Here is a 16,225-nt window from a genome sequence, read left to right as displayed (position 1 = left end):
CCGACCGGAGAACCCGGGTACGCGCGCGTGCCGCACGACAGCGGCCTCCTCTGCTGCACCCGGAGGTGTGGAGTGGTGGTCGCGTCGCGTCAGGCGGCGAGAACGAGGGCGGCGCCGGCCGGTGGGCCGCGCCTGATCACCGTGTGCTGGAGTGCGAGCGTGCGGGGCTCGGGCGGACCGAACCATCCGGCGCACAGGGCGCGCGGGCGCGCATCGGGTGTGCCCGGCAGCCCGGCACGCAGGGCGCACACCAGCGCGAGCGCCGCGCGCAGGGATCGTACGAACGCGCCCTCGGCCACCGAGTGCGCCGACAGGGCGGACATCTCGACGATGCGCAGCAGAGCCAGGTCCCCGCGCCGCAGCAGCCACCCGGCGACGACCGCCGCGAGGACGTGGGCGAGCACCATGGACAGGGACGGCAGCAGCGACGCGGAGGCGTCCGGGCCGGCGGGCATGGCGTCCGCCGACCGGTGCGAGGCGTGCGTTCCCGTGGCCGGTCGGAGCCGCGCCTCCGTCAGGAGACGTTGGGCCTGGGCGGGGCTGATGGCTGCCGCGGCGGTCCCGCAGACGAGCCGCGCGGCCTGCTGGACGAGCGCGGCGTCGGACAGGGAGCCGGACGCGGAGGAGCCTGCGGTGGCCGCCCCGGCACTCGCCCCGTGCTGACCGAGCCCGAACAGCGTGTGCAGGACGGTCTGGCCGACCGCGAGCAGCGCCGCGATCCCGGGCAGCGAACGCTCCCGGCCCGCGAACGGCACCGTGACCAGGAGCACACCCAGAAACCCGACGCCCAGCGTCCACAGCGGGATCGTGGCGCAGGAGCCCAGCGCGTGCCCGACCCCGGCCAGCACGACGCAGACCGCGGCGAACACCGCGGCCCGCAGTATCCGGAGATCTCTCCCGGAGCGCACCTTGCACGGGTGGGGGGCAGTCATGGCGGGCTCATCATCGCACTGGCCCTGTGACCGCCATACGGCAGGTCCGCAAGATGACATACGGGCGGTTCAGGATGTACGGGACGATAGAAGCCGTACAACCGGAAGATCACCTTCTGATGTGGGCCGCCACCACATACACCGATTCCAGCCTGGGCGCATCGACCATATGGGCGGCATCACGTCAATGATGTGCTTACTCCCGGGCACTCGTGGCAATACGTAACGGTATGTCGAGCCGCGGCCAGGAGGCTGGAGCATGAGCATCTGGTGGTCACTCCATCTGCGGCGGGAAGCCGCGAGCGTGCCGCTCGCCCGGCGGTTGCTGATCGGCACCATGGAGACCGCGGGCGTCGATCCGGATGTGTCCTACGACCTCTCCGTCGCCCTCAGCGAGGCCTGCGCGAACGCCGTCGAGCACGGCGGCGAGAACGCCCCCGAAGGTTCCTCCGAGGCGTACCGCGTGACGGCCTACCTGGACGGCGAGAAGTGCCACATCGAGGTCACCGACTCGGGCCCCGGCTTCAATGCCCCACCTCCCGCACCCCGCCCGGTGTCCACCGACGCCGAGCACGGCCGCGGCCTCTGCCTCATCCAGGAACTCGCCGACCACGTCCAGATCGGCAACAAGCCGGGGCGGGGCGGAGCGGTGGTGAGCTTCGACAAGATCCTCAAGTGGCGTGAGGACACACCGCTGGTGGCGGTGTAGCACCGGCGTCGCCGTGTACGGCCGGCACCGCGCTCCGGCTCAACCACCGCAAGCGGAGCGGATCCGGTAGAACCTGCTCAGGTACCGCGCGTGGTAGGACGCGCTGGTGATCCGCACGACCGCCTCGTCGGCCGACCGCAGCGACGACCCGGTCAGGTTGGCACTGCCCGTGTAGACCCGGGGCGTGCTGGCGCCGTTGTAGGAGCCGTCGATCAGCATCAGCTTGTTGTGCGGACGGACGTCGATGCCCGGGCCGTTGGGGATGCGGCAGGCGCGGTGCTGGATGCCGGCGGCGTTCAGGCGGCTGGTGATCGCGGAGTCGGTCTCGGTGTAGATGATGTCGATCCAACAGCCCCGCCCGCGCAGCTGGGCCAGCTTGTCGGCGACCTGGCGGCGCGAGCCGAGGAAGCTGTGCGTCACGATGCGGATGGCGGTTCGGTGGCGCAGCCCGTCCGCGCCCGTGTAGGCGCAGCTGATCTCGTCGAGCACGCCTACGACGGTGTCGGTGGCCGGGTTGTTGTACGAGCTGTCCCCGCGAGGGAAGAAGAAGCCCCGGTAGGTCGAGCCCGTCGGCGTGGAGAAGTACGCGTTGTTGTTGCCGCGTGCCAGGGTGCGGCCGCGCCGGAGCTGCTCGTGGTAGGAGGCGTACCCGCCGTACACGGCGCTGCTCCTGAAGGTGACGGCGTCGTTGAAGGACTCGACCTTGTACCAGTCGGAGAGGTTCGAGGAGGTCTGGAAGACGACCCTCGAGTAGCTGGTGCCGTCGTCGAACGGCCCGATTCTGGAGAAGATGAAGAACTTGTTGTGGTTGTACGCCGGTTGGGGCGGGGCCACGGCCAGACAGCCGCGCCGGACGTCGTCGACGCCGTCACGGTCCTCGAAGCGGTCGTCGCACACGACGATCCAGGAGCGGGCGGCGTCATTGGTTCCCAGCCCTGCCCTGAGGGTCCGGTAGGGCACGTTGGTGTACTCGGGGCCACCGGCGCCGTCCACGTAGGTCGAGTCGTCGACGATGATCCGGACGTTGACGCCGCGCCGGTGGGCGGCGAGCAGCGCGTTCGCGACCTCCTGGTCGTTGAACTCGTACATCGCACCGCGGATCGTCGCCCCGGCCGGCGTCGCGGCGATCAGCCGTACGAGCTGAGTGAAGATCGCCTTCCGCTGCGCCGCGGTGCCCAGCGGGTCGTTGAACACGGGCCCGTTGATGACCGGCTTGGTCAGTGCGGCGGCCGGCGTCGCACCACCGACGAGGAGCGCGGTCACCAGGGACAGGACAGCGGCGACGGCGGGCAGCACCGAACGGAGGAACCGGGCCGGACGTGGGCGTACGCGCGAACGGGTCATCGTCTTCGCTCTCCTGGGCGCGGAAGATCGCGGAAGGGACCAGTTCACTTTGCCCGGGAGGGGCGGAAAGTCTCCGGAAGCTGCGCGTTCGGGGGAACCAGTGGGCTCTACGGGTGATCACCGCACCAACGGGCGGGGCGCGGGGCCGGCGTTGCACCGGACCGCCGGCTCCGGCTTCCTCAGGACTCACAGCTGCAGCGCTTCCTCAGGACTCACAGCCGCAGCGCTTTCCCAGGACTCACAGCCGCAGCACAGCGCCACCCCAAGCTTCTGACGGGTGGCGTCCCTAACTTCCCGGCCGTGACGGGAAACCACAAGGACAAGTCCATCACCCGGCGCCGCGCGATCGCGGTGACCGGCGGAACGGTCGCGGCGGGCGGACTCGCCGTCGCCGGTTACCAGGCGGCCTTCGCCGACACCGCCACGACCACGACCGAGGCGACGGCCGCCACGACCACGACCGAGGCGACGGCCGCCACGACCGCCTCCGAGAGCGCCGGCAGCTGCATGACGCTGATGTCGAGCGTCACCGAAGGCCCCTACTACCTCGACGGCGCCCTGGTGAGAAAGGACATCACCGAGGGCAAGAGCGGCGTCCCGCTGACGCTGCGCCTCACCGTCGTCGACGCCACCGACGGCTGCACCCCGGTCCCCGGCGCGGCCGTGGAGATCTGGCACTGCGACGCCTGGGGCTACTACTCCGGCTACACGACGGCCAACCCGGGTGGCTCCGCGCCCGCCGAGAGCGAGGACGGCTCGACCGCCAACGACAACACCTATCTGCGCGGCTACCAGATCGCCAACGCCAACGGGGTCGTCAAGTTCGAGACGATCTTCCCGGGCTGGTACACCCCGCGCACCTGCCACATCCACCTCAAGGTGCACACGGGCGGCCAGAAGGAGGACGGCACCTACGAGGGCGGCAAGGTCAACTACACCGGCCAGCTGTTCTTCGCCGACGACATCGCCCAGGAGATCTTCACGCTGGAGCCCTACTCGAAGCACTCCGGCAGCTACACCACCCTCGACAACGACATGGTCTACGACGGCGGCGGCGCCTCCAGCGGCCTGCTGACCCTCAAGCCGGTCAAGAAGGCCGACCCGTCCAAGGGCTACAAGGGCTTCCTCACCCTCGGCATCGACCCCGACGCCGAGAACACCGGCGCCGGCAGCGGCGGCGGTGGCGGCGAGGGCGGTACGCCGCCGAGCGACGCGCCGACGGGCACCCCGCCCAGCGACGCCCCGTCGGCCTCGGCGTCCTCGTAGGGGGTACGGCCATGAGCAGCCGCGAGGACGAGGCGCTGGCGCTGGCCGCCGTGACCGCCCTGACCGGGCAGCTGGCCCTAGCGCCCAAGCCGGGCCTGCCCGACCCGCGCGATGTCGGCGCCCGTGCCACCCGCCGGGACCACCGCCTGCTGCGCTGGTCGGCCAAGGCGCTCGCACCGGGCCTTGCGGCGATGGCCGCCGCCGCCCGCCGCACGGGCGAGCCGACGCCCGGGCTCCGTACGGAACTCGGCGCGATCGGAAGGTGCACCGAGCACTCGGTGCACCTCGCGGGCGGCGGTCACCGGGGCGCGCTGTGGGCGCTCGGCCTGCTCGTCGCCGCAGCCGCGCTGGACCCCCGGGCCGGGGCGAGGGACGTCGCCGCGACCGCCAAGCGCATCGCCGCGCACACCGACAAACGCGCCCCGCGCAGGCCCTCCCGGGGCTCCTCGGTGTCCGCGAAGTACGGCGCCGCCGGCGCACGTGGCGAGGCCCGGGCCGGATTCCCGCACATACGGCGGGCGTTGGACGCGCTCGCCTCGGCACGCGCGCGTGGCGCCACGGAGGACCAGGCCCGCCTGGACGCCCTGCTCACCGTGATGTCCACCCTCCAGGACACCGAACTCCTCTACACCGCGGGCCCGATCGGCCTCCGGCACGTCCAGGCGGGCGCCCGCACAGTCCTGGAGGCGGGCGGTACGGCCACCGAGGCGGGCGCAGGGGCCCTGACGGCCCTCGATGCCGACCTGCACGCTCGCGCGTGGAGCCCGCGGGGGAGTGCGGGCCTGCTCGCGGGGGCGCTGTTCCTGGACGCACTGCCCACCACGACACGAGCGCGGCCCACCTGACCACCTCTCGGCCCGGCGACCGGCGCCGCATGCTTGACGGCTCCCGCTGCGGGGCCCTCTCAGCCGATGCCGAGAGGACGACCGCGCTCGGCCTGTCGGGCCTCCGGGCTCTCTTCCTCCCGGCATCGGCGCGCCCCTGCGGCTGCGCGCGCCGCCGGTCCCATGGCGTACGACGCGGCCAGCATCGCCCCGCCCAGCAGCAGCCATCCCGGCGTCCCCCACTCGACGAGGAGAGCCGTCAGCAGGAACGGGCCCAGGGTGCGGGCGACCGTGATGCCGGTCCCGAAGAGGCCCTGGTACTCGCCGACGCGGCCTTCCGGAGCGAGGTCGAACGACAGCTGCCAGGACCCCGCCGACTGCCCCATCTCGGCGACCACTTGAAGCACCGCGCCCACCACCAGGACCCCGACGGCCACCCACAGGGAGGCCCCCGCCGACAACGCGAACACCACGCACGCGGCCAGCATCACCCACCCCGCACGGCGCACCGCGCGCGTGGCGGTTCCGATCCCCGTGACGCGGCGCGCCGCCCTGACCTGGAACAGCATCACCGCACCGGTGTTGAGGACGAACAGCGCGGAGACCAGCCAGGCCGGAGCGTCGGTGCGGCGCGTGATCCACAGCGGCAGGACGAGGCTGAGCAGCGGAAGCCGCAGCAGCAACACGGTGTTCAGCAGCGCGACCACCGCATACGGGCGGTCCCGCAGCACGCCGAGCCCACCCCGCCGCCGACTCGGCACAGGCGTCACGGCGGGCAGCCGGAGCAGCAGCCCCGCGCACACCAGGAAGCTCACCGCGTCCAGCGCGAACACCGTCAGATACGCCGCCCGCGTCCCGGCATGCAGCGCGAGCCCGCCGAGCCCCGCACCCACCGCCAGGCCGGCATTGAGCGTCGACTGCAGATGCGCCAGCAACCCCGTCCGCTCCCCGGCGGACACCAGCCCCGCCAGCAGCGCCTGCCGGGCCGCCGCGAGCCCGGACTGCGCGGCGGCGTAGGCGCACGCGGCCAGCACGAACGGCACGAACCCCTGCACGACCGTGAAGGACGCCACCGCGAGCCCCGTCGCCAGGGCCAGCAGCACCGCCGTACCGCGCGGCCCGCGCCGATCGGCGAGCCGCCCCAACGGCACCCCCACCAGCGAGCCGACCGCCCACCCGATGGTCAGCCCGAGCCCCACGCGCGCGGGGGCGAGGCCGACGACCTGGGTGAAGTAGAGGGCGGACGTCGTGTAGTAGGCGCCGTCGCCCACCGAGTTGCTCAACTGGGCGAGGGCCAGGACGCGTTGCGGGCCGGCGGGCGGGACGGGGGAGTTCGTCATGCCGACGACATTAAGGACGCAGTGGAACCTTCATCAGACCCAATCAACGGCTCTTTTCCTGGCCCAATTCGCTGCCCGACCCGCTCTTTCCCCGGCCCGGTTCAGCCGCTCTCCAGCACCTTCCCCAGCACCGCCAAGGCCTCCGGATACACCCGCTCCCGAGGCGTCCCGTACCCCACGACCAGCCCCTGCGGCCGCCCCTCGCCGCCCGGCGCGTGCCAGTGCTCCCCCAGACAGCCCACCGCGAGCCCGGCCTCCACCGCCCGCGCCAGCACCCGCGCCTCGTCGTCGACCTCGATCAGCGCGTGCAGCCCGGCCGCGATCCCGCGCACGCCCCGACGCGCCCCCAGCCGATCCAGGAGCTGATCCCGGCGCCGCCGGTACCGCAGCCGACAGGCACGCACATGCCGGTCGTAGGCGTGGCTGTCGATCAGCTCGGCGAGCGCCAACTGCCCGATGGACTCGGTGTGATGGTCACTGTGCAGCTTGGCGTCGGCGACGGCGTCGACCAGGTGCGGCGGCAGCACCATCCACCCGAGCCGCAGCGCGGGCCCGAGCGTCTTCGAGGCGGTACCCAGGTACACGACCTGCCCCGGCGCCATCCCTTGCAACGCGCCGACGGGCTGGCGGTCGTAGCGGAACTCCCCGTCGTAGTCGTCCTCGACGATCAGCCCGCCACGCGCGCGTGCCCAGTCACCGAGCTCCCGCCGCCGCTCGGGGTGCAGCGTCACACCGGTCGGGTACTGATGGGCGGGCGTGACGACGACGGCCGCGCAGTCACCCAACTCCTCGGCACAGGCGCCCCTTTCATCGACCCCCATGGGCACGACGACGCCCCCGTTGCGCCGCACCACCTCCCGATGGAACGGCAGCCCCGGGTCCTCCATGGCTACGGCGCCGCCCTCCAGCACACGCGTGAGCAGTGCCAGCCCCTGCACATACCCCGAGGTGATCACGATCCGCTCCGGCGGCGCGATCACCCCACGCGCCCGCCCCAGATACCCGGACAACGCGGTCCGCAGCTCGATCCGCCCACGCGGATCGCCGTAGTCGTACGCCAACGACGGTGCCGTGGCGATGGCCCTGCGCAACGCCCGCAACCAGGCGGCCGTCGGGAACGCCCCCACGTCCGGACTCCCGGGCCGCAGATCGAACCGCGGCTCACGCGCGCGTGCGCAGGCCTCCGGCGCTTCGGGGTCGGAGGTGGGCAGTGAGGCGACGTGGGTCCCCGACCCCTGCCGAGCGCTCAAGTACCCCTCGGCGACGAGCTGGTCGTAGGCGGCCTTCACGGTGTTCCGCGAAATCCCGAGCTCGGAGGCGAGCCGCCGGGTGGCAGGCAACCGCTCCCCGGGAGCAAGCCGCCCGTCCCGCACGGCATCGCGCAGGGCCCTTTCCAGCCCCGTACGGCGCCCCTCAACGGCGGCGAGCTCTATATGCAGGTCCACTACAACTCCCTGAAAGGGGCGCGGGACTGTATCGGTATGCGGCTCCGCCGCGTGGGCGCGACCAGCCACAAACCACCCGCAGACCGCGACGATGGCCGGACACCCCTCCGGTGTCCGGCCATCAACCCAAACGTCAGCCCTTCAGAGAGGCCATCCAGGACTCGACCTCATCCGACCGCCGAGGAAGCGCGGCCGACAGATTCCGGTTCCCATCCTCCGTCACGAGAATGTCGTCCTCGATCCGCACACCGATCCCCCGGTACTCCTCCGGCACCGTCAGGTCGTCGGCCTGGAAGTACAGCCCCGGCTCGACGGTCAGCACCATGCCCGCCTCCAGCGTGCCGTCGACATACGACTCCACGCGCGCGGCCGCACAGTCGTGCACGTCCATCCCGAGCATGTGCCCGGTCCCGTGCAGCGTCCACCGCCGCTGCAGCCCGAGCTCCAGCACCCGCTCCACCGGTCCCTCGACGAGCCCCCATTCGACGAGCCTCTCGGCGAGCACGCGCTGCGCGGCGTCATGGAAGTCCCGGTACTTCGCCCCCGGCTTCACGGCCGCGATACCGGCCTCCTGGGCCTCGTACACGGCGTCGTAGATCTTCTTCTGGATCTCGCTGTACCGGCCGTTGACCGGCAGCGTGCGCGTGACGTCGGCGGTGTAGTACGTGTGCGTCTCGACGCCCGCGTCGAGCAGCAGCAGATCACCGGAGCGCACGGGCCCGTCGTTGCGCACCCAGTGCAGCGTGCAGGCGTGCGGACCGGCCGCGCAGATGGAGCCGTAGCCGACGTCGTTGCCCTCCACGCGCGCGCGGAGGAAGAACGTGCCCTCGATGTAGCGCTCGGAGGTCGCCTCGGCCTTGTCGAGGACCTTCACCACGTCCTCGAAGCCGCGCACGGTCGAGTCGACGGCCTTCTGCAGCTCGCCGATCTCGAAGTCGTCCTTGACCAGCCGGGCCTCGGACAGGAAGACGCGCAGCTCCTCGTCCCGCTCGGCGGTGACCTTGTCGGTCAGCGCGGCCTCGATGCCGGCGTCGTAGCCGCGTACGACGCGCACGGGACCCGTCGCCTCGCGGAGCCTGTCCGTCAGCTCACGCACGTCGGAGGCCGGGATGCCGTACAGCTTCTCCGCCTCGGTGAGCGAATGCCGGCGGCCGACCCACAGCTCGCCCTGGCCGGAGAGCCAGAACTCGCCGTTCTCGCGGTCGGAACGCGGCAGCAGGTAGATCGTCGCCTTGTGACCGTCGGCGACGGGCTCCAGGACGAGCACACCGTCCTCGGTCTGGTTGCCGGTGAGGTACGCGTACTCGACCGACGCCCGGAAGGGGTACTCGGTGTCGTTCGACCGCGTCTTCAGGTTGCCCGCGGGGATCACCAGACGCTCACCCGGGAAGCGCGCCGACAGCGCGGCACGCCGGGCAGCCGTCTCGACGGCCTGGGGGATCGGCCGCAGGTCGTGCAGCTCGGTGTCGGCCCAGCCGGACTTCATGTTCTCGGCAAGCTCGTCGGACACGCCCGGGTACAGGCCGTTCTTGCGCTGCTTGATCGGCTCCTCAGACTCAGCTTCCGGGGTCTCCGGGGTGAGCTCGTCGGCCACGGTCATCCTCCTCGATACGGCACTGGACCCCCTCCATCGTACGGACGTACAGGAGGGAACCCGGGGTCGAAAGGACCGTCACCGAGAGCTGCTATGCCGTGACCACGGAACCCGTTATGGCCGCCTACTCGAACCGAGCCGCCAGCAGCACCACATCCTCCTCGCTGTCCGCCACATCCAGACCGTTCGGCAGCACCGTCCGCAGGACATGCTCGACAACCGCGTCCGGATCGTGCCGCAGGGCCCTCGGCACCCCGGCCGCCGCCGCATGCAGCCGGGCGAAAGCGCGGTCGGTGGCGTCACCGGTGCGGTGCAGCAGCCCGTCGGTGTACAGCAGAACCGTCTCTCCGGCCTCGGCCGTCAGCTCCACGCTCGGCGCCTCCCAGCAGGCCAGCATGCCCAGCGGCGCGGACACGGACGTCTCCACGAACTCGGTGCGCCGCTCGCCGATCAGCAGCGGCGGGGTGTGTCCGGCACCGGCCAGCGTGATCTTGCGCAGGGAGGGCTCGCAGTAGGCGAACAGGGCGGTGGCGGAGCGGGCCGGCTCGGTGAGTCTGAGCAGCAGTTCCAGGTCGGACAGGACCGCGACCGGGTCCTCGCCCTCCATGACGGCGTACGCCCGCAGGCTGGCCCTCAGCCGGCCCATCGCGGCGACCGCGCTGGGCCCGGACCCGGTCACCGAGCCGACGGCCAGGCCGAGCGCGGCGTCCGGCAGCGGCAGCGCGTCGTACCAGTCGCCGCCCCCGCGCGGGCCGGTGCGGTGCCGGGCGGCGAGCTGCACGCCGGCCATGCGGGGCAGCCGGGAGGGGAGCAGTTCCTCGGCCATCGTCCGCATGCACGCGCGCGTGCGCTCGATTTCGAGGAGCCGGGCCAGGTGCTCGGTGGCGTAGCGGGTGTACAGGCCGACGAGGTGGCGTTGGCGTTCGGTGGGTTCGGCGGGCTCGTCGTACAGCCACACGGCGGCGCCGAGGCGGCCGGCGGACTCCGTGGACAGGGGGAGGGCGTAGCTCGCGGCGTAACCGAGGCGTGCGGCCACCTCGCGGTGGCGGGGGTCGAGGCCGTCCTCGGCGAAGAGGTCGGGCTCGGCGATCTCACCGTCGCCGCCCGGGAGGCCGTCGAGGATCCTGCCGTACGACAGGGAGCTGCGTGGCACGGTCTCGATGTGGCCGAGGTCGGCGCGGGCGAGGCCCAGGCCGATGGTCGTGTCCGGTCCCAGTCCGTCGGCCGGTTCCAGGACGACGAGACCGCGCCGGGCACCCACGAGGGCGGCTCCGGCACGCAGCAGCTCCTGGAGGGCTTCGGCGAGTCCGTCCGTACGGGCCAGGCGTTCGGTGAGTTCGTGGAGTGTCGTGAGGTCCGAGACCCAGCCGGCGAGCCGGTCCTGGAGGAGCACTCCCGGTGCGTTCGGTGGGGGGACCGCTGAGCCACCCGAGGCCGGGGACACGGGCGCGACAGTGTGTGCGGGCGAAGGAACCGTTGAATCGATTCCGGCCACTTTCGGAGGGTGAGGGGCGTTCATGGCGTCCGGCTTTCCGACCGGTGCGTATTGCTCAAAAGCATCGCAAACCCCCATGTCATTCTGCGCCGCTAGCAGTGTCTCCACATGTACACGCACTCGTGAGGGGATGTCCAGCATTGTCCTGCCGGGATTCCTGGTGTCCGTGGGTCACAGGAGGACTCCTTGCAGACCTCTTGCGCAAAGGAAAAGTTGGCTTAAAACTGCCTCAGTGAACGGGGTATTGCGGTCGACTGGTTTCGCTCCACGGAGCGTCACAGCGGTCGTGATGGGTACGTACTCGGTGAAGGCCAGGGGTGGTTGACGACCACCCGGAACCTGGTGACGGACCCGGGCGTCTTAGCCACCGACGACCGTGCCCCATCCTCCCGTGGCGGAGGCGAAGAGAAATACGCGCGACAGCAAAACGCCAGACTTCGCCACCCCACGCCACGCCCATGCTTTTGATAGACGCAGTATGGACGAGGCTGCCGCGGAAGCAGCCCACGCTCGGCCCATAGGGGTTTCCCTTGCCCATGGCAGGGGTGTGATGCGCCAACAGGTACGCACAGTGAAGTGATCGACACATGGTGTGATGTGGCCCACGGTGTTGCCAGCGGTGCAACGGAAAGGAACGAGCGCTCATGCGCGAGATCCTCGGAAGGCGACGCAGGCTCCTGCGCAGCGACGGGAAGCCTGAGTTGATCAGCGCGGCCCTGACCTTCGCGACGGAATGGCGCTGGCCGGTACTCCCTGGCGTGACGACGCACCCGCAGGGGCACTCCCGCTGCGGCTGCCCCGACCCGGAGTGCACGGTGCCCGGCGCCCACCCCTTCGACCCCGGCCTCCTCGCGGCCACCACCGACGAGCGCATGGTGCGCTGGTGGTGGGCCAACCGGCCCGCGGCCCCGATCATCCTCGCCACCGGCGGCCAGGCGCCCTGCGCGGTCAGCCTCCCCGCCCTGCCGGCCGCGCACGCCCTCACCGCACTCGACCGCATGGGCATGCGCCTCGGCCCGGTCGTCGCCTCGCCCGCCCGCTGGTCGATCCTGGTCAAGCCGTACTCCATGGAGCAGCTCGGCGAGCTGTTGTACGCCAAGGACTTCGTCCCCGGCTCCCTCCGCTTCCACGGCGAGGGCGGCTACATCGCCCTGCCGCCCTCCGAGACCGGCCAGGGCACCATCAGCTGGCAGCGCGCCCCGCTGCCCGGCTCGGCCTCCCCGTGGGTGCCCGATGTGGAGGCCGTCGTCGACGCCGTGGTTGAGGCCCTCACTCGTACGGGTGTGAGCGCGCCCGAGTTGTAGGGGTGTCCGGCGTGCGCGGAACGGCGCACGTGTGCGTGGTCGTTATCTTCCGGTATATGCCGCGTCACGCTGAGACACGCCGTCCAGGCTCAGGAAACATCCGTTTGTTCGCCCTCATCGGCGTCGTGGTGGGCGCGGTCGCGCTGCCGCTTGCCGTGGCGTCCGCAGGACCGGTGGCCGAGGAGGAACGCGCCCTCGGCCACACGTCGCGCAAGGCCGCGCGTCCTTCCGTACGTCCCTCCCCCGCCGCCGACCCCAAAGGGCCCGCCGCCGAGCCCGACGACTCCCCGCTGCTGCTCGGCCTCGGCCTCGCCACCGCCGCCCGCTGCGGCCCCGAGCTCACTTCCCCTGAGGGCATCGAGGCGCAGACCTGTGTCCTCACCCAGGGCGAGGACACCTGGGCGCGCACCTACTTCCGCAATGCGACCGGCGGCGCGCTGGAATCCGTACTGAGCCTCATGGGGCCCGGTGGGCGCACGGTGCAGATGCGCTGCGCCGGGGGCGTGGAGGACGAGCCGGGGACGTGCGAGACGCCCCGGCAGCGCACGCGGGGGAACCCGGACGCCTACACGGCGGTCGCGGAGTTCGCCGCGCGAGCCGCGAACGGTCCGCTGCTGCTGCGCTCCGCGAGCAACTCCTCGCCGGACAACTCTTAGGCTCGCCGGACAACTCTCAGGCGTCTACGGGCAGTTGACACGTGACGTCGTTCCGTAAAGGGCTGCGCACATGGAAAGACCCGGTTGCTGGCGACGGGGGATGCACCAGCAACCGGGCTAATGGAACGGTAACAAGAGATCGGCGGTTCGCAAATTCGATCCGGGCTTTCCAGTCACGGATTCCCTTGCTCCGCATGGGAGTTGTGAGCGGATTCACCTTTCGGCGACGGCCGGTTCGGCTGAACGGTCGGTCAGCCGAACCCGATCTCCGCGGCCCGCATCAGCTGAGCGTGACCTGCCGGTTGGTCAGTCCGCCGCGCGCGCGGCGCTCGTCCGTGGTGAGCGGAGCGTCCGTGGCCAGGGCCGCGGCGAGGCGCTCGGCGAACTCGGCCGCCGGCTTCTCCACGTCCTCCGCGCCGACCTCGCTCGGCAGGTCCCAGACCGGCACGGTGAGGCCGTGAGCACGGAAGGAACCGACGAGCCGGGTGCCCTCACCGAGGTTCGACCGGCCCGCAGCGTGCAGCCGCGCGAGAGCGTCCAGAAGCTGCTCCTCGGGGTGCGGCATGACCCAGCGCAGGTGGTTCTTCTCCGGGGTCTCGCACCAGTAGGCGGCGTCCACGCCGGTCAGCCGGACGGTCGGGATCGCCGCGGCGTTGGCCCGCTCCAGGGAGGCGGCCACCTCCGGAGTGGCGTTCTCCGCGTCCGGGACCCAGAACTCGAAGCCCGGGTGCACAACTGGCTCGAACGCGCCTTCGGGGTCGAGCAGATCCTGCAGTCGCGGACCGTCGGCCGGGGCGCGGCGGCCCTGGACCGGGGTGCCGGGCTGTGCGACGAGGGCCTGCTGGAGGGTGTCGGCGAGGTCGCGGCTGATGTCGCCCGACGCCGTGTCGTTCTGCAGGCCGAGCAGTACCGAGCCGTCGTCGCGGCGCAGGGCCGGCCAGGCCATCGGCAGGACGGTGGCGAGGGTGACGGACGGGACGCCCTCGGGCAGGCCACCCTTCAGGGGCAGTTCGACGGTGGCGGCGGGAACCAGCTCGCGCAGGGCCACCCAGTCGCACTCGCCCGGAAGCCCCTCGAACGGGCGCTGCACCAGCTCGGTCACCGCGTGCGCGGCGGCCCGGCCGTGACAGGCCTTGTAGCGCCGGCCGCTGCCGCAGGGGCAGGGCTCGCGCGCGCCGACAACCGGAAAGTTCCCATCAGCGCCTGCGGCGCGGGCTCCGTCGCTGATCTGCGGGCGCTTGGCCTTGGTCTGGGCTCGCTTCTTGGCCATCGTGGGTGTCTCCCGGATACGGCTCGTCCTGTACGGGCGCGAGCCTAGCCGTTCAGGCCATGACCGGCGGGAGCCTGTGGACAACCCACGGGTCGTGCCGGGAATTGGGGCGTGCGCTCAATCCAGGTCGTCGAAGGCGTCCGCGAAGTCGAGGGCGGATATCGCACCCACCGGTGGCGCCGCAACGCGCGTAGCGAAGTCGTCGCGGCGGTGCCCGGCGTCCGGATCATGAACGTCGCCGTGGACCACGACCCACACCGTGACCTCCCCGCGGGCGTCGTCCCGCACACCCCAGTCGTCGGCCAGGGCGGTGATGATGTTCAGCCCGCGGCCGCCGTGTGCGGTGACCGAGGGCGTGGCCGGAGCAGGGCGGGTGGGCCCGCCGCCGTCCGTCACCTCCACCGTGAGCCTGCCGCCCGCGTCCACGCGCCATGCGGCCCGGACGTCACCGTCCCCGGACAGGGCGTCGCCCAGCGGCCGACCGTGTTTGCACGCGTTGCTCAAGAGTTCGGAAAGAATCAGTACGGCATCGTCGATGACCGATTCCGCCACGCCACCCCTGCGCAACTGCGAGCGCATACGGTGTCTCGCTTCCCCCACGCCCGCAGGGCCATGGGGTACGGCCATGCTCGACGACGTGGGCACCTCCTGTGCCACCACCAACGCCACCCCCGAGACCTCCTTTGCCCCACGCCACGGTGTGGATGCCCCATTGGCCTGTACCGGAAACCGGCCAATCAATGTCCGGTGACGCACTCGCAACGATCGAATACGCACCGAACGCGCCGGAGCACTCCCTGTAATCGAGATGGCTGGAATTCGACGGTGTGGCCGAGAGTGGAGAATGAGGCTGATGGGGCTCGAGGGTCAATAGGTTGTGCAGGGATTGGTGAGGTTCAGAAGTTTCGGCCTCCGGTTTGCGCGCGCACGCGCGCGTTTCCCTCACCTGTGCGCGCTTGCTCGGAGCACGCGCGCATGTCAGCGGCCGAGCTGGTGCAGCACCGCGCGCGGGCGGTTGGTGATGATGGCGTCGACGCCCAGCTCGACGCAGAGGTCGACGTCCTGGGGCTCGTTCACCGTCCACACGTGCACCTGGTGCCCGGCCCGCTTCAGGCGTTCCACGTACGCCGGGTGGCTGCGCACGATCCGGATCGAGGGCCCGGCGATGTGGACGCCCGCGGGCAGCCGGCCGTCCCGCAGCCTGGGTGAGACGAACTGCATCAGATAGACCGTCGGCAGGGTCGGCGAGGCGGCACGCACGCGATGCAGCGAGCGCGCCGAGAAGCTCATGACGCGCACCGGGGACTCCTCGGCCGAGGCGGGCGCGTCCAGCCCGAACCGCTTCAGCAGGAGCAGCAGCCGCTCCTCGACCTGCCCCGCCCAGCGCGTCGGGTGCTTGGTCTCGATCGCCATCTCCACCCGGCGCCCCGCGTCGGCGACGAGCTCCAGCAGCCGCTCCAGGGTGAGCACGGAGGTGTCCTCGGGGTCCTCCGGCCGGAACTCCCAGTCGGGCTCCTCGCTCCGGTTCTTCCACGAGTCGCGATTCTTCCGGGAGCCGAAGTCCAGGGCGGCCAGCTCGGCGAGCTCCAGGGCCGAGACCGCGCCGCGGCCGTTGGACGTACGGTTGACGCGGCGGTCGTGGACGCACACCAGATGGCCGTCCGCGGTGAGGCGCACATCGCACTCGAGGGCGTCCGCACCGTCCTCGATCGCCTTCTTGTACGCGGCCAGGGTGTGCTCCGGAGCGTCTTCGGAGGCTCCGCGATGGGCGACGACTTGGATCCGGTGCTGCCGTACGTGGGTCACCGCGTCATGGTGCCACCGCACCGGGGTAGTCGTGCGACCGGAGGAGTCCCGGGGGCACCGGGATTGCGCCCGTTTAGTCTCACATGAGCAATATAAGGATTGGCCGTGGACCCACAGCGACCGCTTATGGTGCTCTGACGGCCCGTGGGAAAAGCTGACGGCATACATAAATGGCATGCACAGCTGAAGCGCACCGACCGCCGACAAGTACTGGCAAGCGTGAACGGGCGTGACCGTGCG

General features: G+C 71.3%; 14 protein-coding genes. 5 read left to right on the top strand and 9 right to left on the bottom strand.

Annotated elements, in window-relative coordinates; all coding sequences use genetic code 11:
* Positions 1–89: 89 nt before the first annotated feature.
* The gene (locus tag ACZ7L6_RS30370; protein WP_471929346.1) at positions 90–932 is read right to left on the bottom strand and encodes a hypothetical protein; all 843 of its coding nucleotides are present in this window, start codon (positions 930–932) and stop codon (positions 90–92) included.
* Between the two features lie 259 nt (positions 933–1,191).
* Between ACZ7L6_RS30370 and ACZ7L6_RS30365 the strand changes: the two genes are divergently transcribed.
* A complete protein-coding gene (locus ACZ7L6_RS30365; RefSeq protein WP_471929344.1) occupies positions 1,192–1,641 on the top strand; it encodes an ATP-binding protein in 450 nt (149 codons plus the stop codon).
* A gap of 39 nt (positions 1,642–1,680) precedes the next feature.
* On the opposite strand, the gene ACZ7L6_RS30360 is transcribed toward ACZ7L6_RS30365, so the two are convergent.
* Positions 1,681–2,985: a phospholipase D-like domain-containing protein gene (locus ACZ7L6_RS30360; RefSeq protein ID WP_471929342.1), complete on the bottom strand. Its 1,305-nt coding sequence runs from the start codon at positions 2,983–2,985 to the stop codon at positions 1,681–1,683.
* Positions 2,986–3,285: 300 nt separating this feature from the next.
* Here ACZ7L6_RS30360 and ACZ7L6_RS30355 point away from each other — a divergent pair, with 300 nt between their 5' ends.
* Positions 3,286–4,251 (top strand): intradiol ring-cleavage dioxygenase, encoded by a 966-nt coding sequence (locus ACZ7L6_RS30355; RefSeq protein WP_471929340.1) that lies wholly within the window; start codon positions 3,286–3,288, stop codon positions 4,249–4,251.
* A gap of 11 nt (positions 4,252–4,262) precedes the next feature.
* Positions 4,263–5,096, top strand: a complete 834-nt coding sequence (locus ACZ7L6_RS30350) for a triphosphoribosyl-dephospho-CoA synthase (protein WP_471929338.1) — start codon at positions 4,263–4,265, stop codon at positions 5,094–5,096.
* A gap of 59 nt (positions 5,097–5,155) precedes the next feature.
* Here the strand turns inward: ACZ7L6_RS30350 and ACZ7L6_RS30345 are convergent, their stop codons facing one another.
* From ACZ7L6_RS30345 to ACZ7L6_RS30330, 4 genes are all read right to left on the bottom strand, one after another.
* Positions 5,156–6,415: an MFS transporter gene (locus tag ACZ7L6_RS30345; RefSeq protein ID WP_471929336.1), complete on the bottom strand. Its 1,260-nt coding sequence runs from the start codon at positions 6,413–6,415 to the stop codon at positions 5,156–5,158.
* Positions 6,416–6,516: 101 nt separating this feature from the next.
* On the bottom strand, positions 6,517–7,860 hold the full coding sequence (gene pdxR / locus ACZ7L6_RS30340) for a MocR-like pyridoxine biosynthesis transcription factor PdxR (protein ID WP_471929334.1): 1,344 nt from the start codon (positions 7,858–7,860) through the stop codon (positions 6,517–6,519).
* A 133-nt stretch (positions 7,861–7,993) separates the two neighbouring features.
* A complete protein-coding gene (locus ACZ7L6_RS30335) occupies positions 7,994–9,460 on the bottom strand; it encodes an aminopeptidase P family protein (protein ID WP_471929332.1) in 1,467 nt (488 codons plus the stop codon).
* A gap of 118 nt (positions 9,461–9,578) precedes the next feature.
* Positions 9,579–11,090, bottom strand: coding sequence for a PP2C family protein-serine/threonine phosphatase (locus tag ACZ7L6_RS30330; protein ID WP_471929330.1), 1,512 nt, complete (start codon positions 11,088–11,090; stop codon positions 9,579–9,581).
* A 503-nt stretch (positions 11,091–11,593) separates the two neighbouring features.
* On the opposite strand from ACZ7L6_RS30330, the gene ACZ7L6_RS30325 reads away from it, so the two are divergent.
* Both ACZ7L6_RS30325 and ACZ7L6_RS30320 read left to right on the top strand, forming a co-directional pair.
* Complete coding sequence (locus ACZ7L6_RS30325) at positions 11,594–12,253, top strand: bifunctional DNA primase/polymerase (protein WP_471929328.1); 660 nt, start codon at positions 11,594–11,596, stop codon at positions 12,251–12,253.
* A gap of 56 nt (positions 12,254–12,309) precedes the next feature.
* Positions 12,310–12,909: a hypothetical protein gene (locus ACZ7L6_RS30320; RefSeq protein ID WP_471929326.1), complete on the top strand. Its 600-nt coding sequence runs from the start codon at positions 12,310–12,312 to the stop codon at positions 12,907–12,909.
* Positions 12,910–13,189: 280 nt separating this feature from the next.
* On the opposite strand, the gene ACZ7L6_RS30315 is transcribed toward ACZ7L6_RS30320, so the two are convergent.
* From ACZ7L6_RS30315 to ACZ7L6_RS30305, 3 genes are all read right to left on the bottom strand, one after another.
* On the bottom strand, positions 13,190–14,179 hold the full coding sequence (locus ACZ7L6_RS30315; RefSeq protein WP_471929324.1) for a DUF5926 family protein: 990 nt from the start codon (positions 14,177–14,179) through the stop codon (positions 13,190–13,192).
* Positions 14,180–14,296: 117 nt separating this feature from the next.
* Positions 14,297–14,935 carry an ATP-binding protein gene (locus ACZ7L6_RS30310; protein ID WP_471929322.1) on the bottom strand — a complete coding sequence of 213 codons (639 nt, stop codon included), beginning with the start codon at positions 14,933–14,935 and terminating at the stop codon, positions 14,297–14,299.
* Between the two features lie 222 nt (positions 14,936–15,157).
* The gene (locus ACZ7L6_RS30305; RefSeq protein WP_471929320.1) at positions 15,158–15,985 is read right to left on the bottom strand and encodes a glycerophosphodiester phosphodiesterase; all 828 of its coding nucleotides are present in this window, start codon (positions 15,983–15,985) and stop codon (positions 15,158–15,160) included.
* Positions 15,986–16,225 lie beyond the last annotated feature (240 nt).

This window comes from Streptomyces sp. NPDC107522, from assembly GCF_055657525.1.
This window is presented reverse-complemented; position numbering and strand designations above follow the sequence as displayed.

Excerpts from the sequence above, each read along its gene's own strand:
- ACZ7L6_RS30330 (WP_471929330.1), bottom strand. The coding sequence starts at position 11,090 with ATGCTGGACATCCCCTCACGAGTGCGTGTACATGTGGAGACACTGCTA.
- ACZ7L6_RS30335 (WP_471929332.1), bottom strand. The coding sequence starts at position 9,460 with ATGACCGTGGCCGACGAGCTCACCCCGGAGACCCCGGAAGCTGAGTCT.
- ACZ7L6_RS30370 (WP_471929346.1), bottom strand. The coding sequence starts at position 932 with ATGACTGCCCCCCACCCGTGCAAGGTGCGCTCCGGGAGAGATCTCCGG.
- ACZ7L6_RS30325 (WP_471929328.1), top strand. The coding sequence starts at position 11,594 with ATGCGCGAGATCCTCGGAAGGCGACGCAGGCTCCTGCGCAGCGACGGG.
- ACZ7L6_RS30320 (WP_471929326.1), top strand. The coding sequence starts at position 12,310 with ATGCCGCGTCACGCTGAGACACGCCGTCCAGGCTCAGGAAACATCCGT.
- ACZ7L6_RS30365 (WP_471929344.1), top strand. The coding sequence starts at position 1,192 with ATGAGCATCTGGTGGTCACTCCATCTGCGGCGGGAAGCCGCGAGCGTG.
- ACZ7L6_RS30345 (WP_471929336.1), bottom strand. The coding sequence starts at position 6,415 with ATGACGAACTCCCCCGTCCCGCCCGCCGGCCCGCAACGCGTCCTGGCC.
- ACZ7L6_RS30315 (WP_471929324.1), bottom strand. The coding sequence starts at position 14,179 with ATGGCCAAGAAGCGAGCCCAGACCAAGGCCAAGCGCCCGCAGATCAGC.
- ACZ7L6_RS30350 (WP_471929338.1), top strand. The coding sequence starts at position 4,263 with ATGAGCAGCCGCGAGGACGAGGCGCTGGCGCTGGCCGCCGTGACCGCC.
- ACZ7L6_RS30360 (WP_471929342.1), bottom strand. The coding sequence starts at position 2,985 with ATGACCCGTTCGCGCGTACGCCCACGTCCGGCCCGGTTCCTCCGTTCG.